This is a genomic window from Streptomyces sp. NPDC048566 (assembly GCF_043199735.1).
GTDB lineage: Bacteria > Actinomycetota > Actinomycetes > Streptomycetales > Streptomycetaceae > Streptomyces.
Map to the genome: position 1 here is coordinate 30,469 of NZ_JBICWL010000004.1, position 26,814 is coordinate 57,282.

Sequence of the window (26,814 nt, forward strand, 5' to 3'; positions counted from 1 at the left end):
GCCCGGACCGGGGCGCGGGGACGCCGAAGGGCCCGCACGACCGGAGTCGTACGGGCCCTGGACGGGTTCACGGGCCGCCGGCGGCGTCCGCGAACGGCGTCACACCTCGGACGGGGCGTCAGCCGTTGCGCTTCCAGCGGGGCTTGTCGTCGCGGCGGAAGGAACCGGCGCCGGCACCGCGGTGGTCGTCGCGACGGCCGTAGGGGCGGTCGTGACCGCCGGAGCGGAAGCCTCCGCCCGAGGGGCGGTCGCCCTGACGGTCGCGGTTGAAGGGACGGTCGCTGCCGCGGTGGCCGCCCCGCTCGTCACGGCGGTCGAAGGACCGGCCGCCGCGGTCGTTGTCCCGGCGAAAGCCACCGCCGCGGTTGTCGTCCCGGCGGTCGTTGTCGCGCCGAAAGCCACCGCCGCGGTTGTCGTCACGACGCTCGAAGGACCGGCCGCCGCGGTTGTCGTCCCGGCGGTCGTTGTCGCGCCGAAAGCCACCGCCGCGGTTGTCGTCACGGCGCTCGAAGGACCGGCCGCCGCGGTCGTCGCGGTTGAAGCCGCCGCCCCGGTGGTCGTCCCGGCGGAAACCGCCGCGGTCGTTGTCCCGGCGGAAGCCGCCGCGGTCGCCGTCGCGGCGGTCGTCACGACGGCCGCCGCGGTCGTCGCGGTTGAAGCCGCCGCGGTCGTTGTCCCGGCGGAAGCCGCCGCGGTCGTTGTCCCGGCGCTCGTAGTTGCCCCGCTCGTCACGGCGCTGGCGCGGCTCGTAGGCGGGACGCTCGGCCGGGGCCTCGGCGACCGCGGACTCGGCGGCCGGCGCCTCGGCGACGGCGGCCTGCTCGGCCGCCTCCGCGGCGGCGGCGACGGCCACCTCCGGGTCGTCGCCCCGCTCACGGGCGGCACGCGCGACCAGCCGGTCGGCCTCGCCGCGCAGCTCGGCGGCGCGGCGCTGCGCCCGCTCCAGCTCCTTAGTGAGCTGGGTGACCTCGCGCTCGGCCTGCTGGGCGGCGTCGCCCGCGGACTGCGCCTGGACCTCGGTCATCGACCGGGCGCCGGTGATCTCGGCGACGTCGGGCTCGAAGGCCGTGCCGGAGTTGATGATGTGACGCGCGGCGTCGACGCCCGCGTCCTCCATCAGCCGGAAGATCTGCCGGCGCTGGTGCGGCAGCGACAGCGACACCACGGTGCCGGAGCGGCCGGCGCGGGCGGTGCGGCCGGAGCGGTGCAGGTAGTCCTTGTGGTCGCCGGCCGGGTCCACGTTCAGGACCAGGTCGATGCCGTCGACGTGGATACCGCGGGCGGCGACGTCGGTCGCGACGAGCGCGTTGACGTAGCCGTCCTTGAAGTCCGCCAGCGTCCGGGTGCGGGCGCCCTGCGTCATTCCGCCGTGCAGCGCGTCGGCCTTCACCCCGGCGTCGCGGAGCTGCTCGGCGATGCGGTCGGCGCCCAGCTGGGTGCGGACGAAGATGATCGTGCGGCCCTTGCGGGAGGCGATCGCGGCGGTGACCGGCGCCTTGTCCTTGGGCTTCACGATGAGGATGTGGTGCGACATGGTCGTGACGTTGCCCTGGGCGCTGTCGACCTCGTGCGTGACCGGGTCGTTCAGGTAGCGCTTGACCAGCGTGGAGATCTCGTTCTCCATGGTGGCGGAGAAGAGCATGCGCTGGCCGCCGGCCGGGACCTGGTCGAGCAGCTCGGTGACCTCGGGCAGGAAGCCCAGGTCCGACATCTGGTCGGCCTCGTCGAGGACGGCGATCTCGGTGTTCTCCAGCGAGCAGGCGCCGCGGTTGATGATGTCGCGCAGCCGGCCCGGGGTGGCGACGAGGACGTCGACGCCGCGCTCCAGGGCGTAGATCTGGTTGCCCATCGACGTACCGCCGCAGACGACCTTCATCTTCAGGCCGAGGACGTCGCCGTAGGGCTGGAGCGCGTCGGCGACCTGCATGGCCAGCTCACGGGTCGGGGTGAGGATGACGGCGCGCGGCTTCTTCTTCTCGGTGTGGCCGCCGGCGAGCTGCGCCAGGGTCGGCAGACCGAAGGAGAGGGTCTTGCCGGAGCCGGTGCGGCCGCGGCCGAGGATGTCCTTGCCGGCCAGGGCGTCCGGGATGGTCGCCGCCTGGATCGGGAAGGGGGTGGTCACGCCGTTCTGCGCGAGCTTGCGCACGACGCCCTCCGGCAGACCGAGGTCCGCGAAGGTCGTCTCGGGAGCGGACTCGACGGTCTCGACGACCTCGGTCGCCGGGTCGTTCTGGCCGTTCTCGGGCACGACGGCGTGATCAGTACTGGAAACAGACATGCGAAATGCGAACCTTCCGGAGTTCTTCGGCACGCGCCCAAACTCCGTGAAGTCGCAATCGACCGCCTCAATGCGGTCCGGCCACGGCAAGGGAGAGTACGCGCCACGCGGCGCTCTCTGCGGCGGCGCCGGGCAAATGGGATCAAACGATCTACCACCATACGCACCCTCCACCCTCGAAGGCAAACTCGACCCGTTCGCCCAGGTCAGGACTGCGCGAGGGCACGGGCCGGGGCGGGGGAGCCGGCCTCCGGCGCCGGCTCCCGCTGCACGAGCTGGGTCGCCGGCTGTTCGTGCGCCGACGACGACGGCTCGGCGGTCCCCGGATCGGACGACGGCGGCGGCGACACCGGCGGCGGCTCGGGCGTCGGCTCCGCCGTGGTGCGGGTGGGCGTCGGCTCGTCCGGCGGCTGGGGCTTCTCGGACGCGTCGCCGGCGGTCTTGTCCGTCGCCTTCGCGGTCGGCTTGCCGCCCTTCGACGCCGACGCCGACGGCGACGCCCCGTCCGACTCCGACTCGCCCGGCTTCGGCGACTTCCCGCCGCCCCCGCCGTGCTTCCCCCCGTGCGATCCGACCGCTCCCCCGCCCACCGAGGTCCCGCCGCCCGGCGCCTCCCCGACCCGCCGCCCCGCCGAGTGCGAGGGCCCCGGCCGGCCGTCCCCGTCGTTCCCCACGCTCATGCAGCCTGCTGCTGCGGCGACGGCCACGACCGTGGCGGCCAGACGGACGGGTACGTACAAGGCGCGCACGGGCGGCCACCTCCGGAGGGGGCGTCCCCCGCTCGGGCGGAGCCGGGCGCGGGGGAGGAACGGGCGTTCCCCCTGTCCAACTCCCGCCGCCCGCGAGAGGACACGCGCCCCGGCCCGGGACCCGCGGGCGCCGCCCGCCGCGCGCCCGCCGAGACCCCCCGAGGGCGCGGGCGGGCGGTGCGCGGTCCGCGGCCGGTCCGGGCGGCCGGTCGCCGCGCGGACCGGCCGCGCACGCCCCCGTCCCCGACAATGGCCGTGTGCTGGAGATGACGCGCGAAACCTTCGAAGAGCTCGTGAGCCAGGCCCTCGACAAGATCCCGCCCGAGCTGACCCGGGTCATGGACAACGTCGCCGTGTTCGTCGAGGACGAGCCCCCCGCCGACGACCCCGAACTCCTCGGCCTCTACGAGGGGACCCCGCTCACCGACCGCGGCGAGTGGTACGCCGGCGTGCTCCCCGACCGCATCTCGATCTACAAGGGCCCCATCCTGCGCCTGTGCACGACCCCGGACGAGGTCGTGCACGAGGTCGCCGTGACCGTCATCCACGAGATCGCCCACCACTTCGGCATCGACGACGAGCGGCTGCACGAGCTGGGCTGGGGCTGACGCGGCGGCGCCAGGGCCGCCGTCGCGGGGCCGGCGCGGGCCGGACGGGGCCACGCGGCACGGGACCGGGATCATCGGCCCGGGAGCGGGGAGCCCCGGCATACCCGGCCCGGCCGCTGGGCATACGGGCCCAATGGTCCGCGCCCCCGCCGCCGCAACCGCCCCTGTCCGCCGCACCGCCGACCGCGCCCGCCGGGCGCTGCGCGTCCTCGGCCGCCGCAGCGCGCGCCGGCGCGCGGTCCCGGAACTGGCCGCCCGCCCGAATCCGTACGCGCGCGCCCTCGGGCTGCTGTGCGTGGTGCTCCTCGGCGCCTGGCTCGGGCTGCTGGTCGTGGGGAACGTACGGGTCCCCGTCGGGCCGATGGACACCACCATGACCCTGCGCCCCTCCTTCACCGGCGGAACGAAGATCAACGTCTCGCCGCTCGGCGCCCTGGAACTCGGCAGCCACCGGGCGCCGCTGCGCCTCGACGTGGACGTGGACCAGCTCGACCCCGACCGGGCGCAGGCCCTGGTCGACCACCCGGAACGGCTCTCCGGTCTTCAGGACGAGGTGGCCCGGGACGTCGAGGACGGCACCATCGACCTGGCCGTGCGCTCCTGCATAGCCGTGGTCGTCGGCGCGACCGCCCTCGGCCTCGGCGTCTACCGCCGGCCCCGCCGGGCCCTCGCCGCCGGCGGCCTCGCCCTCGCCCTGCTGGCCGTCTCCGGGGCGACCGCCTTCGCCACCTGGAACCCCAAGTCGGTCCTGGAGCCGAAGTACTCGGGCCTGCTGTCCTCGGCGCCCTCGCTGGTCGGCAACGCCCGCAGCATCGTCAGCGAGTTCGACGTCTACCAGAAGGAGCTGGCGCGCCTGGTGACGAACGTGACGAAGCTCTACGACGTCACGTCCACCCTGCCCGCCTACCAGCCGGACCCGACCACGATCCGCGTCCTGCACGTCTCCGACATCCATCTCAACCCCGCGAGCTGGAAGATCATCGCCTCGCTCGTGAAGCAGTACTCGATCAACGTGATCGTCGACTCGGGCGACACCATGGACCACGGGACGGCCGCCGAGAACGGCTTCCTCGACCCCGCGGCCGACCTGGGCGCGCCCTACGTCTGGGTGCGCGGCAACCACGACTCGCGCCTCACCCAGCGCTACCTGGAGCACCTGAAGAACGTCCACGTCCTGGACGACGGCCGGGCCGTCTCCGTCGCGGGCCTGCGGTTCGCCGGGATCGGCGACCCGCAGTACACCCCGGACCGCTCGGTGGAGCCCGGCGGCGACGCGGCGGAGGACCTGGCCGGCGCCCGCCTCGCCTCGGCCCTGCGCGACCAGCGCGCCGCCGGCACCCCCGCGGACGTGGCGGTCGTCCACGAACCGGCCGCCGCACGCGGGACGGACGGCGAGGTGCCCCTGGTGCTCTCCGGGCACCTGCACCACGAGGACATGGAGGTCATGCGGTACGGGACCCGGCTGCGGGTCGAGGGCTCCACGGGCGGCAGCGGGCTGCGCGCCGTCGAGGGGAAGTACCCGGACCCGATCGAGGCATCGGTCCTCTACTTCGACCGGGACACCCGCCGCCTCCAGGCCTGGGACGAGATCAAGCTGGGCGGTCTCGGCCTCACCAGCGCCGAGGTCAGCCGCCACCTCCCCAAGGAGAACCAGCCCGGCGCGTCCGCGTCGCCCTCCCCTTCGGGGAGCCGGTCGGCGACCGGGTCGCCGACCCCGTCCCCCGGCCCCACCGGGACCGCTCGGTAAACCGTTTTGGCGATACCTCCCGCCATCCCATATGCTTCTCACGTCCCCGACGCGCTGAGAAGCGCGCAGGCGGGCCGATAGCCCTCATCGTCTAGCGGCCTAGGACGCCGCCCTTTCAAGGCGGTAGCACGGGTTCGAATCCCGTTGGGGGCACGCAACACCGTGTGCGAGACTTGCCTCGCCTGTTCGCACACAACAGCTTGGTCCTGTGGAGCAGTTTGGAGTGCTCGCCACCCTGTCAAGGTGGAGGCCGCGGGTTCAAATCCCGTCAGGACCGCTGAGGTTTCCCCGGAAGCCTCGTGGCTGGGTAGCTCAGTTGGTACGAGCGATCGCCTGAAAAGCGATAGGTCGCCGGTTCGACCCCGGCCCCAGCCACCGCAGTGACGACGTCCCGGACAGCACCGCTGTCCGGGACGTCGTCGTTCCACGCCCGGGCGAAGGCCCCCGTGACAACAGCCCGCTCCGGGGACCTCAAGGGCAGCGCGGTGCCGACGTCCCGGCACGCACCGCCGTGATGCCGTGCAGCCGAACGCCTCCCGCTCCCGTCCGCCCCCCTGCCGCGCCGGCGCTCGGCCCCGCGCCCTGACAGGCACACGGCAAGGCGACGGCACCCTGATTCCCCGCGCCGTCACCCCCCGGTACTACGCTGCGAACGCCTGCGCGACTCAAGCGGGCAGCCGTACCGGTTGAAGGTGTCAACCAGGTGGCAGGTCTCGTGGGAAGGGTCCGAAGGCGCGAACGGTGGTCTGCCGGACGGCACGTGCGAGACCGCACAGGACAGGACGGGGCAGAGGGTCCGGTCCGTCGACCGCCGAGCGGTGGACGGCACCGACCGCCGAGAGCCAACGGGGGAGCCATGAGCGATCTGATCGTCGACGACGATCTTCTGAAGAAGTCGGCCAGGAGCCTGAAGAAGATCCGGCACGAGTTCGAGGACACAGAGAAGCATCAGGAGGACCTGAAGGGTATCTGGGGCTCCGGGGAGATCGCCGGTGCGATGGACGACTTCGCCGACAACTGGGACTACCACCGCAAACAGTTGCTGGAGTCCATCGAGGCGGTGGGTGGGCTGGTCGAGGCGTGCCACAAGGCATTCCAGGAGCTGGACCGGAAGTTGGAGAAGTCCACCGAGGGCAAGAAGGGGTCGGGGAAGTAGCGGCGATGGCACGACCTGTCGACTGGAGTCCGCTGGCGGAGCAGGATCCCGTCCCCGGCGATGTGGAGGACATACGCCGGGAGTCGAAGCGGCTGGGCGGACTCGCCACGATGATCAGTGAGCAGGTGGAACGGCTGCAGGCGATCGGCCGGGACACCAACGCCCTCAAGGGCCGCTACGCGGACTCGTTGCGCGACCAGGCCGACGAGCTGGCGGGCCGGCTGGGCAAGACCCATCACCGCTACAACAACGTCTCGGGCTATCTCGGCCACTGGGCCGACGACCTGGAGGACTGCCAGAAGCAGGCGGACGAAGCGCTGGAGGACGCCACGGAAGCGCAGCGCCGCGTCGACGCGCACCAGCCGCCCGAGACGGGCGGCAAACCGGACGACCACACGCCGACAGAGGCGGAACGCCATGCCGAGACGACACGGCGGCACGCGCTGGAGCGCGCCGAGGACGATCTCGGAGACGCACGGCACAAGCTGGACAAGGCGGTCGGTCACCGCGACGAGCGGGCCGGTCACTGGGCGGGCAAGATCAGGCGCTGCATCAGCCGGGACGGACTGCACGACAAGGGCTGGGACAAGTTCAAGGACTGGGTGAGCGACCACTCCCGACTGCTGAACGACCTGGCGAACGTGCTCTGTTGGGTGGCCACCGCCTGCGCGGTCATCGCCTTGTTCATCCCCGGGTTGAACATCATCGCGATGATCGCGCTGGGAGCGACGCTCGGCGCCCTGCTGCTCCACTCGACCACCGCGCTGGCCGGCGAGGGCAGTTGGATCGACGTGGGACTGGACGTCTTCGCGCTGGCCACCATGGGGCTGGGCCGGCTCGCCGGACCGGGCATGAAGGCAGCGGAGAAAGGCGTACGGACCGCCATGCGCGGCGCCGGCGCGATCAGGCTCGGCAAGGCCGCGTGGAACGCGGCCAAGCTGGAGAACCTCACCGACCTGTCCAGGGCGGGAAATATTTTCAGGAACGGCGTCAAGGGCAGCGAGCAGTGGAAGGCGGCCCAGAAGATGATGAGCGGCGGCATGAAGGCCATGTGGGCGGCGAAGAAGGGTGCGCTGGCCGATGCGAAGGCGCTGTCGGGGAAGGCCCTGCCGGAGATGGGCGCCCTGAAGAACCTCCTTGGCGGCGGCCCGGAGGCGGCCTCGCTGAGGGCGTACCTCAACGGGGCGGCGTCGCGGTTCCCGGAGTCCACGAGGATCGCCGGCGAGATCGCGAAGGGAGCCGGATCCATCCGGCTCAGCCAGGGCGCGTTCTTCGCGGGGACGGCGGTGGACTCGTTCGACAAGGCTGTCGGGATGGTCGGGCCCTACTTCAACGAGATTCCCAAGGTGGGCGGCGACAACTTCTGGACGGACACCAAGGGCTGGGCGACCGTGGAGACGGGATCGACGTGGTGAGGAAGGTTGCCGGGATGATGGCACGAGAACCCAGCGGTGGGTCCCGGCCCTCCCCGGTCGAGGCTGCGCTCGCTCGGCGCGCCGCCGAACAGGACAGAGCGAGAACAGGGAAAGGACGGCCTCTGCCTCCGCTCGTTCGTGAATACGGATACGTCGTCCTGACCGGTAGCTTCCTCGGGTTCTGGGTGTGGGCCGGCCTGTTGGCGCTAGGGATGTGGCTTCTGGGTGCCGACCACCGCGGCCGAGCCGGCGGGAACCTGCTCCTCGCCGGATGGAGCGTCTGCTGGCTCCTGCTCCTCCCCGCCACTTTCCTCTGGCATTCGCCCGAGCTGCTCAAGCGCGAGCCGGGCCCCCGGCCGAAAACAGCCAAGGGGTTGCCCGGTTACCTGTTGCGCAACGCCGACAAGGGCGTGTTCGACGGGTCCCTCCCCTTGAAACTCGACGCCAGCGCGCCGCCGCCGCATTTCTGGCTGGTCGGGGGACTGTTCACGTTCTTCAGCGGGTGGGGGGCCGTGGCCAGCTTCGGGGAGCCCGCATTCGACCTGTGGGCGGGACTTTACTGGGCGGCCTTCGCCGCCTGCGCTGCCTCCCTCGGCATCCTCACCCACGGCGCCCTGACCCGGCGCGCGGCCCGCAGGAGGGCGGCCCGGGAGCGGCACGAGACGTCGGGGGCGCCGCGATGACCACGCCTCGGGAGTCCTCCGCGCCGCCCACCTCGTACGGCCTCGTCCTGCCACCCGGCTGGCGGCAGATCCCGCTCCGCCACGGCACCGAGAGCGCCCTCAAGCGCCTCCTCGACCACGCCTTCGAGCACCTGCCGCGCGACGAGGTGTTCACCTACCGCAGGGATCTCGAAGCGGACCTGTGGCAGCGCATCCGGGAAGCCCGGAAGGCCGACGGACTGGACCTGTACCTGCCGGTGGAGCTGATGCACGGCATGTCCGTACCCGCGTCGATCCTGGTCTCCGAGACACGGATGCCGTCGGCGGGGGACGTGGATCCGGGCGAGCTGGCGCTGTTCATGGCCAGTTCCGAGGAGGGCCGAGAGGTGGTGGACCTCGACGGTTCACCCGCCGTGCGTGCCGAGAGGACGGAGCAGCCCGATCCGGGGCGCGGGGTCGAGTTCCCGTCGAGGCGGGTCGACTACCAGGTGCCGATACCGGGCGAGCCGTGGCGGTGGCTGACCGTCGCCTTCTCGACCGTCGGCGCCCCGGACGCGGACGGAGACCTGTCCCTGCTGCTCGTCGATCTCTTCGACGCCGTGATGACCACGTTCCGTTGGCGTTCCGCCGACGACACCCGACCGCCGCGACGATCCCAGAACACCCGGGGTGTGCGATGACCGACCTTCCCTCGCCGATACCGCCGCTGGTGCCCGAGCCCGAGGGCTGGCCGCACGCTCCCTCCCGCTTCGGGCTGGAGGCCGGCGACCCGGGGCCCGCGTGGGTCGCGCTGCCCGCCGTCTTCGAGGGCACCGACTGGGCGGATTCGGCGGAGTACGCCGAGCAGATGGCGTCCGCTCTGGTCGTCCGGCAGCGGGAGTTCGTCGGCGGCAGGATCGACGACGACCTGGGCGAGCGGGCCGCCGCCCAGATCCTCGACGTCTACAACCGGCTGTTCGACCTCGTGGAGGCCCAGTACCACCTGCTGTACTGGCCCGATCTGCGCAAGCCGCCGCTGCCGGTCTTCCTCGGCGCCTGGAAACCGGAGCGCGACCGGACATCGGCCGAGGTGCACTACGCCGGATCGTTCCACCATCTCGAAACGGGCGGGCCGAGCTCGATCGAGGAGCGGTTCGCCACGGATTCCCTCGGAGCCGGGTTGCGCAGCCTGGCGTTCGTGCCGCTGAACGCCGACGAGCCCGAGGACCCCGACTGCCTGGTCGGCGTCCTCACCTACTTCTGGCGTGCGACGTCCCGTCCCGCCGATGTCCGGCTCGTCGTCTTCACCAACGAGCTGGGGCAGCTCTACGCGGCTCTCCCCGACCTCGACGCCTTCGCCCGGACCCTCGTGCTCACCGGCGAGCCGGCGGACTGACCCGGGAAAAGGGCGGAGGGAGGCGGCCACTCACCGTGAGGACCGTTCGCGGCCCGTTGTGAGGCACACGACACCGTGTGCGAGACTTGCCTCGCCCGTGCACGCACGGCGGCTCGGTCCTGTGGAGCAGTTTGGAGTGCTCGCCACCCTGTCAAGGTGGAGGCCGCGGGTTCAAATCCCGTCAGGACCGCCGAGGTCTCCCCGGAGACCTCGTGGCTGGGTAGCTCAGTTGGTACGAGCGATCGCCTGAAAAGCGATAGGTCGCCGGTTCGACCCCGGCCCCAGCCACCGCAAGAGGCCCCGATCCGACGGATCGGGGCCTCCTTCGTCCGCCCTCCGCGCGCCCGCCCCCGCAAAAGCGCTCGCCAGTCGTTTCGCCGAGGTGAGATCCTGGACCGCGTATGTCTACGCACCCTGCCCCCGCCCTCGGCGATCTCGCCCCCCGCCTGGCCCAGCTGTCCCTGCGCGAAGCGCACCGGCTCGGGCGCAGGCTCGACGGCGCGCGCAAGATCCGCAAGCCCGAGGCCCGCTCCGCCGTGCTCGCCGAGATCGAGGCGGAGGTCGCCCGGGGCGAGGCCCGCATGGCCGAGCGCCGCGCCCGGGTACCCGAGGTCACGTATCCCGAGCAGCTCCCGGTCAGCCAGAAGAAGGACGAGATCGCGGACGCCATCCGCGACCACCAGGTGGTGATCGTCGCCGGTGAGACCGGCTCCGGCAAGACCACCCAGATCCCGAAGATCTGCATGGAGCTGGGCCGGGGCGTGCGCGGCATGATCGGGCACACCCAGCCCCGGCGGATCGCCGCGCGGACCGTGGCCGAGCGGGTCGCCGACGAGCTGGGCACCCCGCTCGGCGAGGCCGTCGGCTGGAAGGTCCGCTTCACCGACCAGGTGAATCCGGACGCCACCTTCGTCAAGCTGATGACGGACGGCATCCTGCTCGCCGAGATCCAGACCGACCGCGAGCTGCGCGCCTACGACACGATCATCATCGACGAGGCCCACGAGCGGTCCCTGAACATCGACTTCCTGCTCGGCTACCTCGCCCAGCTCCTCCCCCGGCGCCCGGACCTCAAGGTCGTCATCACCTCCGCGACCATCGACCCGGAGCGCTTCTCCCGGCACTTCGGCGACGCCCCGATCGTCGAGGTGAGCGGCCGGACCTACCCCGTCGAGGTGCGCTACCGGCCGCTCCTCGAAGAGGACTCCGAGGACACCGACCGCGACCAGATCACCGCGATCTGCGACGCCGTCGAGGAGCTCCAGGCCGAGGGCAAGGGCGACATCCTCGTGTTCCTCTCCGGCGAGCGCGAGATCCGCGACACCGCGGACGCGCTGGAGAAACGGAAGTACCGCTTCACCGAGGTCCTCCCGCTGTACGCGCGCCTCTCGCACGCCGAGCAGCACCGCGTCTTCCAGCAGCACACCGGACGCAGGATCGTTCTGGCGACCAACGTCGCCGAGACCTCGCTCACCGTCCCCGGCATCAAGTACGTCATCGACCCGGGCACCGCGCGGATCTCCCGCTACAGCCACCGCACCAAGGTGCAGCGGCTCCCCATCGAACCCGTCTCGCAGGCCAGCGCCAACCAGCGCAAGGGGCGCTGCGGGCGCACCTCCGACGGCATCTGCATCCGGCTCTACTCCGAGGACGACTTCCTCGCCCGGCCGGAGTTCACCGACGCCGAGATCCTGCGCACCAACCTGGCCTCCGTCATCCTCCAGATGACCGCGGCCGGCCTCGGCGACATCGAGAAGTTCCCCTTCATCGACCCGCCGGACCACCGCAACATCCGCGACGGCGTCCAGCTCCTCCAGGAGCTGAACGCGCTCGACCCCGCCGAGAAGGACGCCCGCAAGCGGCTCACCCCGACCGGCCGCAAGCTCGCCCAGCTGCCCGTCGACCCCCGCCTGGCCCGGATGGTCCTGGAGGCCGACCGGAACGGCTGCGCCCGCGAGGTCATGGTGATCGCCGCCGCGCTCTCCATCCAGGACCCGCGCGAGCGGCCCTCCGACAAGCAGGCGCAGGCCGACCAGCAGCACGCCCGGTTCAAGGACGAGACCTCCGACTTCCTCGCCTTCCTCAACCTGTGGCGCTACCTGCGCGAGCAGCAGAAGGAGCGCGGCTCGTCGGCCTTCCGCCGGATGTGCAAGCAGGAGTACCTCAACTTCCTGCGCATCCGCGAGTGGCAGGACATCTACAGCCAGCTGCGCACGGTCGCCAAGCAGATGGGCATCCATCTGAACGAGGACGACGCCCCCGAGCAGAGCGTGCACGTCTCCCTGCTCGCCGGCCTGCTCTCGCACGTCGGCATGAAGGACGTGAAGGAGACCGGCGGCGAGAGCGGACGCGGCTCGGGCAGGAACGAGTACCTCGGCGCGCGCAACGCCAAGTTCGCGATCTTCCCCGGCTCGGCCCTCTTCAAGAAGCCCCCGCGCTTCGTGATGTCCGCGGAACTCGTCGAGACCTCCCGGCTCTGGGCGCGCGTCAACGCCCGCGTCGAACCGGAGTGGATCGAGCCGCTGGCCGGGCACCTGCTGAAGCGCACGTACAGCGAGCCGCACTGGGAGAAGGACCAGGCAGCCGTGATGGCGTACGAGAAGGTCACGCTGTACGGCGTGCCGATCGTGGCGCAGCGGAAGGTGAACTACGGGCGGATCGACCCCGAGGTCAGCCGCGAGCTGTTCATCCGCAACGCGCTGGTGGAGGGCGACTGGCGCACGCACCACAAGTTCTTCGCCGACAACCGCAGGCTCCTCACCGAGGTCGAGGAGCTGGAGCACCGGGCCCGCCGCCGGGACATCCTGGTCGACGACGAGACCCTCTTCGACTTCTACGACCAGCGGGTGCCCGAACACGTCGTGTCCGGCGCGCACTTCGACTCGTGGTGGAAGCACAAGCGGCGCGAGGAGCCCGAACTCCTCGACTTCGAGCGCTCGATGCTGCTCACCGAGCGGGCCGGGCAGGTCACCAAGGACGACTACCCCGACTCCTGGCGGCAGGGCCCGCTGAAGTTCCGCGTGACCTACCAGTTCGAGCCCGGGGCGGACGCGGACGGCGTGACCGTGCACATCCCGCTCCAGGTCCTCAACCAGGTCACCGACGAGGGCTTCGACTGGCAGATCCCCGGACTGCGCGAAGAGGTGGTCACGGAGCTGATCCGTTCCCTGCCGAAACCCATCCGGCGCAACTACGTGCCCGCCCCGAACGTCGCGCAGAAGTTCCTGGAGCGGGCGGTCCCCCTCCAGGAGCCGCTGACCCAGACCATGGCGCGCGAGCTCAAGCGGATGGTCGGCGTCCCCCTGACGGCGGACGACTTCGACTGGTCGCGGCTCCCGGACCATCTGCGGATCACCTTCCGGATCGTCGACGAGCGGCGCCGCAAGCTCGCGGAGGACAAGGACCTGGAGGCGCTGCGGCTCCGGCTGAGGCCGAAGGCGCGCAAGGCCATCTCGCAGGCCGCCGCCGCGACCGCGGAGCGCTCCGGCGGGGAGACCCTGGAGCGCGCGGGACTGACGGACTGGACGATCGGCTCGCTCAGCCGCCTCTTCGAGACGCGCCGGGCGGGCCAGCCGGTGAAGGCCTACCCCGCGCTGGTCGACGACGGCCCCGCGGCCAACACCGTGTCGGTGCGGCTCTTCGACACGGAGGCCGAGCAGGCCGAGGCGATGTGGAAGGGCACCCGCCGGCTGATCCTGCGGAACATCCCGGTGAACCCGGGCAAGTTCGCCTCGGACAAGCTCACCAACGCCCAGAAGCTCGCGCTGTCGGCCAACCCGCACGGCTCGGTGCAGGCCCTCTTCGACGACTGCGCCATGGCGGCGGCGGACAAGCTCATCGGCGACTTCGGCGGCCCGGCCTGGGACGAGGAGTCGTACCGGAAGCTGTACGACAGGGTGCGCGCCGAGATCGTCGACACGACCGTGCGCACCGTCGGGCAGGTGGAGCAGGTACTGGCCGCCTGGCAGGCCTGTGAGCGCCGTCTGAAGGGGGTCCGGAGTCCGACGCTGCTCGCGAACCTCACGGACGTCCGCACGCAGCTGGACGCCCTCGTGCGGCCCGGTTTCGTCACCGCGACGGGACTGCGGCGGCTGCCCGACCTGATGCGGTATCTGGTCGCCGCGGACCGCCGCCTCCAGCAGATGCCGACCGGCGTCCAGCGGGACACCACCCGGATGGAGAAGGTCCACGAGATGCAGGACGAGTACGCCTGGCTGCTGGAGCAGCTGCCGCAGGGGCGGCCGGTGCCCGCCGCGGTCCGGGACATCCGCTGGATGATCGAGGAGCTGCGGGTCAGCTACTTCGCGCACGCGCTCGGCACGGCCCACCCCGTCTCCGACAAGCGGATCGTGAAGGCGATCGACGCCGCGGCACCGTGACGGAGCCGGTACGCGGGGTGAGTTCGACCCCGGGCCCACCCTCCTGTACAGTCTCTTTTCGCAGCACAGCGCACCACCAAGTCGCTGCGAAACCTGGTCCTGTGGAGCAGTTTGGAGTGCTCGCCACCCTGTCAAGGTGGAGGCCGCGGGTTCAAATCCCGTCAGGACCGCATCAGGAAAGGCCCGGAGCTTCGGCTCCGGGCCTTTCCGCCGTTTCGGGCCCTTCGTTCCCGCCGTCTCCCGTCTGCCGTCTCCCGTCTCCCGTCTGCCGTCAGCCGTCAGCCGTCTGCCGTCTGCCGTCTGCCGTCTGCCGCCGGAGAACGCCGCGGGCCCGTCCGCCGTCGCGGTCTCGCGCCCCGCCCCGCGGACGTCCACGGCGCCGGACGCCCGGCTCCGCCTCCCCGCTCCTCGCGCCCGCCGCGGCCACGCGTGCGCCCGCCGGCGCCCCAACGGCCGCCCCCGCGGGGCGTTCCCGCTTCTTGACGGCGTCACATTCCAGCGAGTACTCCGGAAGCCAGGGCGCTCGCCCTGCCGGCCCCCTGGAGGTGTGTATGGCGCTGTCCGCCCGGCACGAGACGCGAGCTCTGCTCCGAGCCCATCTGGCGGCCGCCTCGGGCTACCGCCACCGGACAGGGCACTGCCCCGTCTGCCGCCAGTTGCTCCGGCTGGCGATGGAAGCCGCCCCCGCCGGCGAGGAGGAGCCCGAGGACTTCGCCGGCGGCGTCCCCGAGGAGGAGAGCTCCGCCACCGCGTGACCGGGCCCGGCCGGCCGGTCCGCGCGAGCCCGCCGCCCCTCCGCGAGAGGCCCGCTCGACACCAACTCCCCTAGCGCAGACGGCTCGACGGCGACAAGGACTCTGGCATGTGACGGGAGTCACCGCATAAGTTTTCAGAACTGCGGAACTTACCCCCCTCCTACAACCAGTCAATTTAATATGTGCAATTGCACTCCACATCGGGGCAGCTCACCGTCGATCCGACACCCGCCCCCACACTCCGACAAGGCCGCTCACCGGCCGGCGGCCACGGGGCGCCGAGCGCACAAAAAAGATCGCGCTGGACCCGGCGGAGTCCAGCGCGATCTACGACGCACCCTGTTCATACGGCGGAAAAGCTGGGGCGTGGGCCCTGTTGGGGCAGAACCCGCGTCGCTTGGAGCTGAGGTTCGGGCGCCTCGACGGATTGGGGGGTCCGGCGAGTTGCCCGGTTATGCGGTGCTTCAGGCCTCGCTGCGCTGCTGCGGGATACCCGCGAGCAGTGCGCGGACCTCAGCCTCGCGGTAGCGGCGGTGTCCGCCGAGCGTGCGGATGGACGTGAGCTTGCCGGCCTTCGCCCACCGCGTGACCGTCTTGGGGTCGACGCGGAACATCGTGGCGACCTCAGCCGGGGTCAGCAGCGGCTCGGCATCAGGGGTGCGAGCGGTCATGAGCGGCCTCCTCGGGAGAACCGAACCTTCTCGGTTCTTTCCTCTAAATTCTGCACCTTGACCCGCGTTGCCCGAAATGGCGGACGCGAGTCGAGTCGGTTATAGGACGAACGGCTTGTCCTCGGCACTACAACTACACCATCCGTCCAGCCGCGTCGGCCAAACCGATGGAATTGCCCTCCCAGGTGTTCATCAGCGACGGAAGCCGATGGACCATGCCATAGCGGACAGTCACGCCACTGTGACGATCAGTCACAGTGGCGTCAGGAGTCACCAGACCCCCCATAGCGTGCAATGCTGAGATTCCGCCCATACAGGGACGGACGGAGCCCTCCCCCGGACTCCTTGTCCTATTTTGGCACGAGGAGGGGCAAGCGATGCAAGAGCCAGGTAAGTGCCATCCATCACGCTTGCCACTCGTTGGCGCAAAAGCCCGGATCGGGACCTACGTCCTGGAGTGAGGGTTCTTCAGCGTGTGAGGACCATACGCGAGTTCGACACGTTTCCTGTGAGAAGCAGATCACATCGAACACCGGATCGGGAATCCCTCCCGTCCCACCCGAACCTCCCGGAACAGCCCTTTGGGCTGAATCGTCCGGATGTGTCCCTCATGTGCGGCCCGCGGCGGCAGCCGCCGGACACCGCGGGCGGCCGCATGGCACCCGGGAACGGCGACGCGAGGGGGCCGCGGCGCGGCGGCGGCCGGGATGTCCGGCGCCCGCTGCCCCGCCGGGGGCGTTCAGTTCGCCGAGCGCCGGTCCCTGACCGTCCGCCAGCGCTCCACCAGCCGCCCGTAGGCCCGGCCGGCCCTCTCGCCGTCCCCGGTGCGCAGCGCCTCGATGCCCTCCGCGACGTCCGCGGCCGAGTGGTCGTCCTCCAGGTGCCCGGCCGGCAGCGCGTGCACGAGGCCGCCGTAGTCCAACTCGACCAGGGACCGCGGATGGAACTCCTCCAGCCAGCGCCCCACGTCCACCAGCCCGTCGATGAGCGGCCCCTCGTCGAGGGTGTCCCGGAGCGTGCGCAGCCCCCGCGCCGTGCGCCGTCGCGCCTGGACCATCGGCGTCCGGTAGCGCAGCCGCGGCGGCGCCCCGCCCGGGCCCGCCCCCTTCTCGTACTCGCGCTCCTCCTCGGAGACGAGCACGAACCAGTTCAGCGGCACCTGCCAGGTCGAGGTGCGGATCCAGGGGCGGGCGTCGGGGTTGCGGGCCAGCCAGCGCTCGTAGTCGAGGGCGGCCTGGCGGCGCACGAGGGGCGGGAGCACGGCGTCGAGCACCGGGGCCGGGAGCTCCTCGCCGATCCCGTCGAGCGCCTGCCAGCCCCGCAGCCGGGTGCGCCAGGGGCAGACGCACACCACCCCGTCCACCTCGGCCACGAACGCGTCGGCGCTCTCGTGCACCGGCACCGGCACCGGCGGCGTGGGCAGCAGGTCGGCCAGCGAGCGGCGCAGCTCGTCCTGGTAGGAGGGGCGCTCGGTGCGCCGGGCGTAGCGCGCCCAGTGGCCGCGCTCCGGCTCCGGGAAGGCAGCGAGCGGCTCGTACACGCGCAGGTACGACGTGTAGGGCACGATCACCGCGGACACCTTGGGCACGCCTGCTCCCTCCCCCGAAGACCACCGGGAAAACCAGCGAGAACCGCTCAGAACCTGAAGAGAAATCTATGCAAATCGAACCATGGCCGTACCCCGTCGGTGGGTGATCCTGAACACTGCGCCGAAGGCGGGTCGGCGCAGGCCCTACTCTCATGCCCACGGAGCCCGCCATCCGCACGGGCCCCGCACCCAACCGCCGCTCATTACCTGGGAGTCACCACAGTGACCGACGTAACCGGCGCGCCTGCTGATGTACTGCACACCCTGTTCCACTCGGACCAGGGCGGTCATGAGCAGGTCGTGCTCTGCCAGGACCGCGCCAGCGGCCTGAAGGCCGTCATCGCCCTCCACTCCACCGCCCTCGGCCCGGCCCTCGGCGGAACGCGCTTCTACCCGTACGCGACCGAGGCGGAGGCCGTCGCCGACGCGCTCAACCTCGCCCGCGGGATGTCGTACAAGAACGCCATGGCCGGTCTCGACCACGGCGGCGGCAAGGCCGTGATCATCGGGGACCCCGAGCAGATCAAGACCGAGGAGCTGCTCCTCGCCTACGGCCGGTTCGTCGCCTCGCTCGGCGGCCGGTACGTCACCGCCTGCGACGTCGGCACCTACGTGGCCGACATGGACGTGGTGGCGCGCGAGTGCCGCTGGACGACCGGCCGCTCCCCGGAGAACGGCGGCGCGGGCGACTCCTCGGTGCTCACCGCCTTCGGCGTCTTCCAGGGCATGCGGGCCTGCGCCCAGCACCTGTGGGGCGACCCGACGCTGCGCGGCCGCCGGGTCGGCGTGGCCGGGGTCGGCAAGGTGGGCCGGCACCTGGTCGACCACCTGCGCGCGGACGGCGCCGAGGTCGTGATCACCGACGTGCGGGCGGACGCGGTGCGGCGGATCCTCGACCGGCATCCCGCCGGTGTCACGGCGGCGGCCGACACCGAGGCGCTGATCCGCACCGAGGGCCTGGACATCTACGCGCCCTGCGCGCTGGGCGGGGCGCTCGACGACGCGACGGTGCCGGCGCTCACCGCGCGCGTCGTGTGCGGCGCGGCCAACAACCAGCTGGCGCACCCGGGGGTGGAGAAGGACCTCGCGGACCGCGGCATCCTGTACGCGCCCGACTACGTGGTGAACGCCGGCGGTGTCATCCAGGTCGCGGACGAGCTGCACGGTTTCGACTTCGACCGGTGCAAGGCCAAGGCGGCGAAGATCTTCGACACCACGCTGGCCATCTTCGCACGTGCGAAGGAGGACGGGATTCCGCCGGCCGCGGCGGCGGACCGGATCGCCGAGCAGCGGATGGCGGAGGCGCGCGCTCACTGACCTGTCCGCGGGTCGTCCGAGCTTGTCAGGGACCCGCCGACGGCCGTCGGGGAGACAACTCTCACGTCTGTCGGCGGGTCGGGCGCCGAGAAGAGGTTAAAATCGCGGTTGACCAGCGAGGACGGGGCACTTCGCTGGCCCTGGGCAGGGGCGCGTGCTGCGGGCGACGTACCGTATGGGCGCGGGCTCAGGTACCGTGGAAGCCCTACGGACCGGTCTCTCCATGGAGAGTCCGTTCCAGATCATGAACGCGTGTCAAGACTCTGGGGCCGTCGAGCCCCGTATCCGAGGGGGTCGAGCCATGGGGCGCGGCCGGGCAAAGGCCAAGCAGACGAAGGTCGCCCGCCAGCTGAAGTACAGCAGCGGCGGGACTGACCTCTCGCGTCTGGCCAATGAGCTGGGCGCTTCGACTTCGAGCCAGCCGCCGAATGGCGAGCCGTTCGAGGACGACGACGAGGAAGACGACCCGTACGCGCAGTACGCGGATCTCTATAACGACGACGACGAGGACGACGACGATCAGTCCGGTCCTCAGTCGCAACGCCGCGGCGCTTGACGCCTCAGCGCCCCTCGCAGTTTCCGCGATCTTCTCAGCGGGTCTCCCGAAACGGTTTTCCGGTGGCTCCCGCCTGGCGGATTTCTCGTAGCGACTGCACGTCACCCGGTCCGGGGCCTCAGCGCCGGACCGGGTTTCGTGCTGCCCGCGGGCATCAGCTCGCGTAGTCGCCGACCAGTTCCGCCCCCGTGGCGCGGTCGCCGCGCTCGGTGATCTCACCGGCGATCCAGGCGTCCACCCCGCGGTCGGCGAGGGTGGCCAGGGCGACCTCGGCCGACTCCTCCGGGACGACCGCCATCATGCCGACGCCCATGTTCAGCGTCTTCTCCAGCTCCAGGCGCTCCACGTCACCCGTCCTGCCGACCAGGTCGAAGACCGGGGCGGGGGTCCAGGTCTCCCGGTCGACCACGGCGTGCAGGCCGTCCGGGATCACCCGGGCCAGGTTGGCCGCGAGACCGCCGCCGGTGATGTGGCTGAACGCGTGCACCTCGGTGGTCCGCGTCAGCGCCAGGCAGTCCAGCGAGTAGATCTTGGTGGGCTCCAGGAGCTCCTCGCCGAGCGTGCGGCCGAACTCCTCCACGTGCTGCTCCAGGCCGAGCTTCGCCCGGTCGAGCAGGACGTGCCGGACGAGTGAGTACCCGTTCGAGTGAAGACCGGACGCCGCCATGGCGATCACCGCGTCACCCGTGCGGATACGGTCCGGGCCGAGCAGCCGGTCGGCCTCCACCACGCCCGTGCCGGCGCCGGCGACGTCGAAGTCGTCCGGGCCCAGCAGGCCGGGGTGCTCGGCCGTCTCGCCGCCGACCAGGGCGCAGCCGGCGAGCACGCAGCCCTCGGCGATGCCCTTCACGATGGCCGCCACCCGCTCCGGGTGGACCTTGCCCACGCAGATGTAGTCGGTCATGAACAGCGGCTCGGCGCCGCACACGACGATGTCGTCCATGACCATGGCGACCAGGTCGTGGCCGATGGTGTCGTACACGCCGAGCCGGCGGGCCAGGTCGACCTTGGTGCCCACGCCGTCGGTGGCCGAGGCGAGCAGCGGGCGCTCGAACCGCTTGAGGGCGGAGGCGTCGAAGAGGCCGGCGAATCCGCCGAGGCCGCCGAGGACCTCGGGGCGCTGCGTCTTCCTCACCCACTCCTTCATCAGTTCCACGGCGCGGTCGCCGGCCTCGATGTCGACGCCGGCGGCCGCGTAGGAGGCGCCGGCGGGGCTGCCCGCCGCCGGAGATGACTGATCAGACACAGAGGACATGGCCTGGGATCTTTCGGGTTGGTGAAACGGGGCTCTGCGGCGCTTACGGGCGACGGATGGCGTCAGCCGCGGCCGTGGCTGCGGGACCCGCGGCCAGCTCGGTCTCCAGGAGCTGCTTGCCGAGCAGCTCGGGGTCCGGAAGGTCCATCGGGTACTCGCCGTCGAAGCAGGCCCGGCAGAGGTTCGGCTTGTCGATGGTGGTGGCCTCGATCATGCCGTCGATGGAGATGTACGAGAGGGAGTCGGCACCGAGCGAGGTGCCGATCTCCTCGATGGTCATGCCGTTCGCGATCAGCTCGGCGCGGGTCGCGAAGTCGATGCCGAAGAAGCAGGGCCACTTCACGGGCGGCGAGGAGATGCGGATGTGGACCTCGGCGGCCCCCGCCTCGCGCAGCATCCGGACGAGGGCCCGCTGGGTGTTGCCGCGCACGATCGAGTCGTCGACGACGACCAGCCGCTTGCCCTTGATGACTTCCTTCAGCGGGTTCAGCTTCAGGCGGATGCCCAGCTGGCGGATGGTCTGCGAGGGCTGGATGAAGGTCCGGCCCACGTAGGCGTTCTTGACCAGTCCGGCGCCGAAGGGGATGCCGGAGGCCTCCGCGTACCCGATCGCGGCCGGCGTGCCGGACTCCGGGGTCGCTATCACCAGGTCGGCCTCGACCGGGGCCTCCTTGGCGAGCCGGCGGCCCATCTCGACCCGCGAGAGGTACACGTTCCGGCCGGCGATGTCCGTGTCGGGACGGGCCAGGTAGACGTACTCGAACACACAGCCCTTGGGCTTCGCTTCCGCGAATCGAGAGCTGCGCAGGCCGTTCTCGTCGATGGCGACGAACTCGCCCGGCTCGATCTCGCGCACGAAGCTGGCGCCGCAGATGTCCAGGGCGGCGGACTCGGAGGCCACCACCCAGCCGCGCTCCAGGCGGCCGAGCACCAGCGGGCGGATGCCCTGCGGGTCACGGGCCGCGTAGAGCGTGTGCTCGTTCATGAAGACGAGGCTGAAGGCGCCCTGGACCAGCGGGAGGACCCGACCGGCGGCCTCCTCGACGGTCAGCGGCTTGCCGTCGTCGTCGACCTGGGCCGCCAGCAGCGCGGTGAGCAGGTCGGTGTCGTTGGTGGCCGCCACCCGTGTGGTGCGGCCCTCCTGCTTGGGCAGGTCGGCGACCATCTCGGCGAGCTGCGCCGTGTTGACCAGGTTGCCGTTGTGGCCGAGCGCGATGGAGCCGTGCGCGGTGGCACGGAACGTCGGCTGGGCGTTCTCCCACACGGAGGCGCCGGTGGTCGAGTAGCGGGCGTGACCGACCGCGATGTGACCCTGGAGCGAACCGAGCGAGGTCTCGTCGAAGACCTGGGACACGAGGCCCATGTCCTTGAAGACGAGGATCTGGGAGCCGTTGCTGACCGCGATTCCCGCGGATTCCTGGCCCCGATGCTGGAGGGCGTAGAGCCCGAAGTAAGTGAGCTTGGCGACCTCTTCGCCCGGAGCCCAGACACCGAAGACGCCGCAAGCGTCCTGGGGGCCTTTCTCACCGGGGAGCAGATCATGATTGAGTCGACCGTCACCACGTGGCACGGCACCGAGTGTAGGCGAGATCGACCACTGGTCCGAATTGGGGATACCGGGCCCGAGTGGATCATCGAGCGGGCACCGCGCCGACGGCCAGGACGTTTCAGCAGGTCAGCGAGGTGCACTGACGGCCCGGGCGGCACAGGAGGCGGCCGGCGGACGACTCCGGCGGCGCCGTCAAGGCCCTCATGAGTGAGGGGTCGCACATCGTACGGACGGTCCGGGCCGAGCCGAGGGTGATATGTCCGTCGCGCACGGTGGTCCGCGCACGCGCGGCGCGGCCGAGGAGCCCGTCCCCGACCGCCCCGCGCGGCCCCGGCCACCCGGCGGCGGGGCCGCGCGGGGACGGCGTGTCAGCCCATGAGGGGCAGCAGTGCGGACAGGTCGGCCCGTTCCCCGGAGGCGCTGACCTTCGCCTCGTCGAGCGCCGTCCTCCACTCCGTCCTCCCCGTGGCGAGCCGGATCCAGGTCAGCGGGTCCGTCTCCACGACGTTCGGAGGGGTGCCGCGGGTGTGCCGGGGGCCCTGCACGCACTGCACGACCGCGTACGGCGGAATCCGCACCTCGGTCGACGCGCCGGGCGCCTTCACCGCGAGCGCGTCGGCGAGGAGCCGGGTGCAGGCCGCGAGGGCCTGCCGGTCGCAGGGGATGGCGAGGCCGGGTACCGCGCGGTTCAGGTCGTCGGTGTGCACGACGAGTTCGACGGTCCGGGTGACGAGGTGGTCGGCGAGGGTCATCGCACCGGCGCGGGTGGCGAGCAGCCGGCCGTCCGGGGCGGCGGCCAGACGCTCGGCGACGCGCTGTCCGGCCCGGGCGTACAGCGCGTCGAGGTCGGGGCTGCGCGCCGCGAGCTCCCGGGCGTCCTCGGCGATGCCGGCCGCGCGCCCGGCGGTGGCGAACGGCCAGTCGAGCAGGGCCAGCTCCCGTGCGGCGGGCTCGGGCAGGTCGAGCCCGCGGCTCACGCTCTCGACCGCCGACGTCACGTGCGCCGCCAGTTCCCGCACGGTCCACCCGCCGAGGGGCGCGGGCCGCGCGGTCTGCTCCTCCGTCAGGGTGCGGACGCCCTCGCGCACGTTCCCGAACTGGGCGAGGACCGCGGCACGGATCTTGGCGGGGTCGTAGGCACGGGCGCGCTTCTTGGCGGGAGGCATGATCCTCACCTTAGGACCGGGGACCGCGGGGCGGGAGGCACGAAGGCCCCGTCCGGACGCCGGACGGGGCCTTCGCCGGGGTCACCGGATCACCGGATCACGCCAGCAGCGCCGGGATCGTCCCCTCGTGCGCCGTGCGCAGCTCCTCCAGGGAGAGCGCGAACTCGCCCTGGACGTCGACCGCGTCACCGTCGACGACGCCGATGCGGGTCACGGGCAGGCCCCGCGCGCCGCACATGTCGGTGAAGCGCAGCTCCTCCGAGCGCGGGACGGCGACGACCGCGCGGCCCGCCGACTCCGAGAAGAGGAAGGTGAACGCGTCGAGCCCGTCGGGCACGACCAGTCGCGCCCCCTTGCCGCCGAGCAGCGCCGACTCGACCACGGCCTGGACCAGACCGCCGTCGGACAGGTCGTGGGCCGCGTCGATCATCCCGTCGCGCGAGGCGGCGACGAGGATCTCGGCGAGCAGCCGCTCGCGCTCCAGGTCGACCTTCGGCGGCAGACCGCCCAGGTGGTCGTGGACGACCTGCGACCAGGCCGAACCGCCGAACTCCTCGCGGGTGTCGCCGAGCAGGTAGAGGAGCTGGCCCTCCTCCCGGAAGGCGACCGGCGTACGGCGGGCGACGTCGTCGATGACGCCCAGCACGGCCACGACGGGCGTGGGGTGGATGGCGGCCTCGCCGGTCTGGTTGTACAGCGAGACGTTGCCGCCGGTCACGGGGGTGCCCAACTGGAGGCAGCCGTCGGCCAGTCCGCGGATCGCCTCGGCGAACTGCCACATCACCGCCGGGTCCTCCGGCGAGCCGAAGTTCAGGCAGTCGGACACGGCGAGCGGTGTGGCACCGGTGGTCGCCACGTTCCGGTAGGCCTCGGCGAGGGCCAGCTGCGCACCGGTGTACGGGTCGAGCTTGGCGTACCGGCCGTTGCCGTCGGTGGCGATGGCGACACCCAGCCCGGACTCCTCGTCGATGCGGATCATGCCCGAGTCCTCGGGCTGGGCCAGCACCGTGTTGCCCTGCACGAAGTGGTCGTACTGGGAGGTGATCCAGGACTTGGACGCCTGGTTCGGGGAGGAGACGAGCCGCAGGACCTGGTCCTTCAGCTCGGCGCCCGTGGCCGGGCGGGGCAGCTTGCCGGCGTCGTCGGCCTGCAACGCGTCCTGCCAGGCCGGGCGGGCGTAGGGGCGCTCGTAGACCGGGCCGTCGTGCGCGACCGTGCGCGGGTCGACGTCGACGATCTTGCCGCCGTGCCAGAAGATCTCCAGCCGGTCGCCGTCGGTGACCTCACCGATGACGGTGGCGATGACGTCCCACTTGTCGCAGATCTCCAGGAACCGGTCGACCTTCTCCGGCTCGACGACCGCGCACATGCGCTCCTGCGACTCGCTCATGAGGATCTCCTCGGGCGAGAGCGTGGAGTCGCGCAGCGGGACGTCGTCCAGCGTCACGCGCATGCCGCCGGAGCCGTTGGACGCCAACTCGCTGGTGGCACAGGAGAGTCCGGCCGCGCCGAGGTCCTGGATGCCGACGACGAGCTTCTCGGCGAAGGCCTCCAGGGTGCACTCGATGAGCAGCTTCTCCTGGAAGGGGTCGCCGACCTGGACGGCGGGGCGCTTCGAGGGCTTGGCGTCGTCGAAGGTCTCCGAGGCGAGGATCGACGCGCCGCCGATGCCGTCGCCGCCCGTGCGGGCGCCGTACAGGATGACCTTGTTGCCCGCGCCGGACGCCTTGGCGAGGTGGATGTCCTCGTGCCGCATGACGCCGATGGCACCGGCGTTGACCAGCGGGTTGCCCTGGTAGCAGGCGTCGAAGACGACCTCGCCGCCGATGTTGGGCAGGCCAAGGCAGTTGCCGTAGCCGCCGATGCCGGCGACGACGCCGGGCAGGACGCGCTTGGTGTCGGGGTGGTCGGCGGCGCCGAAGCGCAGCGGGTCGACCACCGCGACCGGGCGGGCGCCCATCGCGATGATGTCGCGCACGATGCCGCCGACACCGGTGGCCGCGCCCTGGTAGGGCTCGACGTACGACGGGTGGTTGTGCGACTCGACCTTGAAGGTGACCGCGTAGCCCTGGCCCACGTCCACGACGCCGGCGTTCTCGCCGATGCCGACGAGGAGGGCGTCGGACTGCGGGGCCTTCTCGCCGAACTGGCGGAGGTGGACCTTGGAGGACTTGTAGGAGCAGTGCTCGGACCACATGACCGAGTACATGGCCAGTTCGGCACCGGTGGGCCGGCGGCCGAGGATCTCGACGACCCGCTCGTACTCGTCCTTCTTCAGGCCCAGTTCGGCCCAGGGCAGCTCGACGTCGGGGGTCGCGGCCGCGTTCTCGACCGTGTCCAGAGGCGTGCGGCTCATGCGGTGACCAGCTTCTTGAGGATCGAGGTGAAGAAGGGAAGGCCGTCGGTGCGGCCGGAGCCGACGAGCGGCTCGACGGCGTGCTCCGGGTGCGGCATCAGACCGACGACGTTGCCCGCCTCGTTCGTGATGCCGGCGATGTCGCGCAGCGAGCCGTTCGGGTTGACGTCCAGGTAGCGGAAGGCGACGCGGCCCTCGGCCTCCAGCATGTCGAGCGTGCGGGAGTCGGCGACGTAGCGCCCGTCCATGTTCTTGAGCGGGACGTGGATCTCCTGGCCGGCCGCGTAGTCGGCGGTCCAGGCGGTGTCCGCGTTCTCCACCCGCAGCTTCTGGTCGCGGCAGATGAAGTGGAGGTGGTTGTTGCCGAGCATCGCGCCGGGCAGGAGATGCGCCTCGGTGAGGACCTGGAAGCCGTTGCAGATACCGAGAACGGGCATTCCGGACTTCGCCTGCGCGATGACGGTCTCCATCACCGGCGAGAAGCGCGAGATGGCGCCCGCCCGCAGATAGTCGCCGTAGGAGAAACCACCCGGGAGCACGACGGCGTCGACCTGCGACAGGTTCTTGTCCTTGTGCCACAGCGCGACGGGTTCGGCACCCGCGAGCCGGATCGCCCGCTGCGTGTCGCGGTCGTCGAGGCTGCCCGGAAAGGTGACGACTCCAATACGAGCGGTCACTTTCCGGCCTCCGCGACTTCCTCGACCTTGACGCTGAAGTCCTCGATCACGGTGTTGGCGAGGAAGGATTCCGCGAGTTCGTGGATGCGGGCGAGCGCGGCGTCGTCCACCGGTCCGTCCACTTCCAGTTCGAATCGCTTTCCCTGACGGACGTCGGAGACACCTTCGAAACCGAGGCGCGGCAGTGCACGCTGCACCGCCTGGCCCTGGGGGTCGAGGATCTCCGGCTTGAGCATGACGTCGACTACGACGCGTGCCACTGGCACTCCCGGTGTGTGGTGCTGAGCAGGTTCCTTCAGACTACCCGTACGAAATTTCTACTCGCGTAGATTCGTAGAATCCTACGTGACCCCCATCACGATCCCGCATCGGCGAGGGGTCCCCCGCGGAAAATCCTGGGAAAACAGCGGAAGAGCGGCAGGATGGCATTGCCGCCGGACACGCGGGAGGATTTAGTCGGGCTTCACAATGCAATGCCGGGCACTGTACAAAGGAATTGGCATTAGCCGATACTTTGCCCAATAACAGCCGGACAGTCGACATCTCCCCGACAAC

Annotated in this window: 21 protein-coding genes and 6 tRNA genes; 17 read left to right on the top strand and 10 right to left on the bottom strand. The window is 71.2% G+C overall.

The annotated features are described in order from the left end of the window. Positions 1–118: 118 nt before the first annotated feature. Positions 119–2,278 (bottom strand): DEAD/DEAH box helicase, encoded by a 2,160-nt coding sequence (locus tag ACGFS9_RS08970; protein WP_393251679.1) that lies wholly within the window; start codon positions 2,276–2,278, stop codon positions 119–121. A 206-nt stretch (positions 2,279–2,484) separates the two neighbouring features. Then, the gene (locus ACGFS9_RS08975) at positions 2,485–3,027 is read right to left on the bottom strand and encodes a hypothetical protein (protein WP_393251680.1); all 543 of its coding nucleotides are present in this window, start codon (positions 3,025–3,027) and stop codon (positions 2,485–2,487) included. A gap of 257 nt (positions 3,028–3,284) precedes the next feature. On the opposite strand from ACGFS9_RS08975, the gene ACGFS9_RS08980 reads away from it, so the two are divergent. From ACGFS9_RS08980 to ACGFS9_RS09050, 15 genes are all read left to right on the top strand, one after another. Next, positions 3,285–3,635 (top strand): metallopeptidase family protein, encoded by a 351-nt coding sequence (locus ACGFS9_RS08980; RefSeq protein WP_393251681.1) that lies wholly within the window; start codon positions 3,285–3,287, stop codon positions 3,633–3,635. A 133-nt stretch (positions 3,636–3,768) separates the two neighbouring features. Continuing rightward, positions 3,769–5,382 (top strand): metallophosphoesterase, encoded by a 1,614-nt coding sequence (locus ACGFS9_RS08985; protein ID WP_393251682.1) that lies wholly within the window; start codon positions 3,769–3,771, stop codon positions 5,380–5,382. Between the two features lie 80 nt (positions 5,383–5,462). After that, positions 5,463–5,535 (top strand) — tRNA-Glu (locus tag ACGFS9_RS08990). A 49-nt stretch (positions 5,536–5,584) separates the two neighbouring features. Further along, positions 5,585–5,659 (top strand) — tRNA-Asp (locus ACGFS9_RS08995). A 24-nt stretch (positions 5,660–5,683) separates the two neighbouring features. Beyond that, positions 5,684–5,757, top strand: a tRNA-Phe gene (locus tag ACGFS9_RS09000). A 481-nt stretch (positions 5,758–6,238) separates the two neighbouring features. Then, positions 6,239–6,538 (top strand): hypothetical protein, encoded by a 300-nt coding sequence (locus tag ACGFS9_RS09005; protein WP_393251683.1) that lies wholly within the window; start codon positions 6,239–6,241, stop codon positions 6,536–6,538. Between the two features lie 5 nt (positions 6,539–6,543). Beyond that, positions 6,544–7,953 (top strand): putative T7SS-secreted protein, encoded by a 1,410-nt coding sequence (locus tag ACGFS9_RS09010; protein ID WP_393251684.1) that lies wholly within the window; start codon positions 6,544–6,546, stop codon positions 7,951–7,953. 212 nt (positions 7,954–8,165) lie between these two features. Further along, entirely contained in the window at positions 8,166–8,636 is a 471-nt protein-coding gene (locus ACGFS9_RS09015) for a hypothetical protein (RefSeq protein ID WP_393251685.1), read from the top strand. Next, complete coding sequence (locus ACGFS9_RS09020) at positions 8,633–9,295, top strand: hypothetical protein (protein WP_393251686.1); 663 nt, start codon at positions 8,633–8,635, stop codon at positions 9,293–9,295. The genes ACGFS9_RS09015 and ACGFS9_RS09020 overlap by 4 nt, the downstream gene beginning before the upstream one ends. Next, positions 9,292–9,990 (top strand): hypothetical protein, encoded by a 699-nt coding sequence (locus ACGFS9_RS09025; protein ID WP_393251687.1) that lies wholly within the window; start codon positions 9,292–9,294, stop codon positions 9,988–9,990. Before ACGFS9_RS09020 ends, ACGFS9_RS09025 begins: the two co-directional genes overlap by 4 nt. Before the next feature lie 115 nt (positions 9,991–10,105). After that, positions 10,106–10,180, top strand: a tRNA-Asp gene (locus ACGFS9_RS09030). A 24-nt stretch (positions 10,181–10,204) separates the two neighbouring features. Beyond that, positions 10,205–10,278, top strand: a tRNA-Phe gene (locus tag ACGFS9_RS09035). A 113-nt stretch (positions 10,279–10,391) separates the two neighbouring features. Continuing rightward, positions 10,392–14,369 (top strand): ATP-dependent RNA helicase HrpA, encoded by a 3,978-nt coding sequence (gene hrpA / locus ACGFS9_RS09040; protein WP_393251688.1) that lies wholly within the window; start codon positions 10,392–10,394, stop codon positions 14,367–14,369. Between the two features lie 95 nt (positions 14,370–14,464). Then, a tRNA-Asp gene (locus ACGFS9_RS09045) sits at positions 14,465–14,539 on the top strand. A gap of 381 nt (positions 14,540–14,920) precedes the next feature. Continuing rightward, a complete protein-coding gene (locus tag ACGFS9_RS09050; RefSeq protein WP_393251689.1) occupies positions 14,921–15,124 on the top strand; it encodes a DUF6274 family protein in 204 nt (67 codons plus the stop codon). Positions 15,125–15,588: 464 nt separating this feature from the next. Here ACGFS9_RS09050 and bldC read toward each other — a convergent pair whose 3' ends face one another. Both bldC and ACGFS9_RS09060 read right to left on the bottom strand, forming a co-directional pair. Next, on the bottom strand, positions 15,589–15,795 hold the full coding sequence (gene bldC, locus ACGFS9_RS09055; protein ID WP_003949541.1) for a developmental transcriptional regulator BldC: 207 nt from the start codon (positions 15,793–15,795) through the stop codon (positions 15,589–15,591). Between the two features lie 739 nt (positions 15,796–16,534). Next, positions 16,535–17,383: a hypothetical protein gene (locus tag ACGFS9_RS09060; protein ID WP_393251690.1), complete on the bottom strand. Its 849-nt coding sequence runs from the start codon at positions 17,381–17,383 to the stop codon at positions 16,535–16,537. Positions 17,384–17,605: 222 nt separating this feature from the next. Between ACGFS9_RS09060 and ACGFS9_RS09065 the strand changes: the two genes are divergently transcribed. After that, a complete protein-coding gene (locus ACGFS9_RS09065; RefSeq protein ID WP_393251691.1) occupies positions 17,606–18,700 on the top strand; it encodes a Leu/Phe/Val dehydrogenase in 1,095 nt (364 codons plus the stop codon). Positions 18,701–19,001: 301 nt separating this feature from the next. Then, complete coding sequence (locus ACGFS9_RS09070; RefSeq protein WP_164369483.1) at positions 19,002–19,256, top strand: DUF3073 domain-containing protein; 255 nt, start codon at positions 19,002–19,004, stop codon at positions 19,254–19,256. A 154-nt stretch (positions 19,257–19,410) separates the two neighbouring features. Here the strand turns inward: ACGFS9_RS09070 and purM are convergent, their stop codons facing one another. From purM to purS, 6 genes are all read right to left on the bottom strand, one after another. Next, positions 19,411–20,511 (bottom strand): phosphoribosylformylglycinamidine cyclo-ligase, encoded by a 1,101-nt coding sequence (purM, locus tag ACGFS9_RS09075; protein ID WP_393251692.1) that lies wholly within the window; start codon positions 20,509–20,511, stop codon positions 19,411–19,413. Between the two features lie 43 nt (positions 20,512–20,554). After that, complete coding sequence (gene purF, locus ACGFS9_RS09080; RefSeq protein ID WP_393251693.1) at positions 20,555–22,081, bottom strand: amidophosphoribosyltransferase; 1,527 nt, start codon at positions 22,079–22,081, stop codon at positions 20,555–20,557. Positions 22,082–22,428: 347 nt separating this feature from the next. Continuing rightward, positions 22,429–23,226, bottom strand: coding sequence for a sterol carrier family protein (locus tag ACGFS9_RS09085; RefSeq protein WP_393251694.1), 798 nt, complete (start codon positions 23,224–23,226; stop codon positions 22,429–22,431). A 97-nt stretch (positions 23,227–23,323) separates the two neighbouring features. Continuing rightward, positions 23,324–25,582, bottom strand: coding sequence for a phosphoribosylformylglycinamidine synthase subunit PurL (purL, locus tag ACGFS9_RS09090; RefSeq protein WP_393251695.1), 2,259 nt, complete (start codon positions 25,580–25,582; stop codon positions 23,324–23,326). After that, positions 25,579–26,259, bottom strand: a complete 681-nt coding sequence (purQ, locus tag ACGFS9_RS09095; protein WP_393251696.1) for a phosphoribosylformylglycinamidine synthase subunit PurQ — start codon at positions 26,257–26,259, stop codon at positions 25,579–25,581. The genes purL and purQ overlap by 4 nt, the downstream gene beginning before the upstream one ends. Further along, on the bottom strand, positions 26,256–26,519 hold the full coding sequence (gene purS / locus ACGFS9_RS09100) for a phosphoribosylformylglycinamidine synthase subunit PurS (RefSeq protein ID WP_393251697.1): 264 nt from the start codon (positions 26,517–26,519) through the stop codon (positions 26,256–26,258). Before purS ends, purQ begins: the two co-directional genes overlap by 4 nt. Positions 26,520–26,814: the final 295 nt, after the last annotated feature.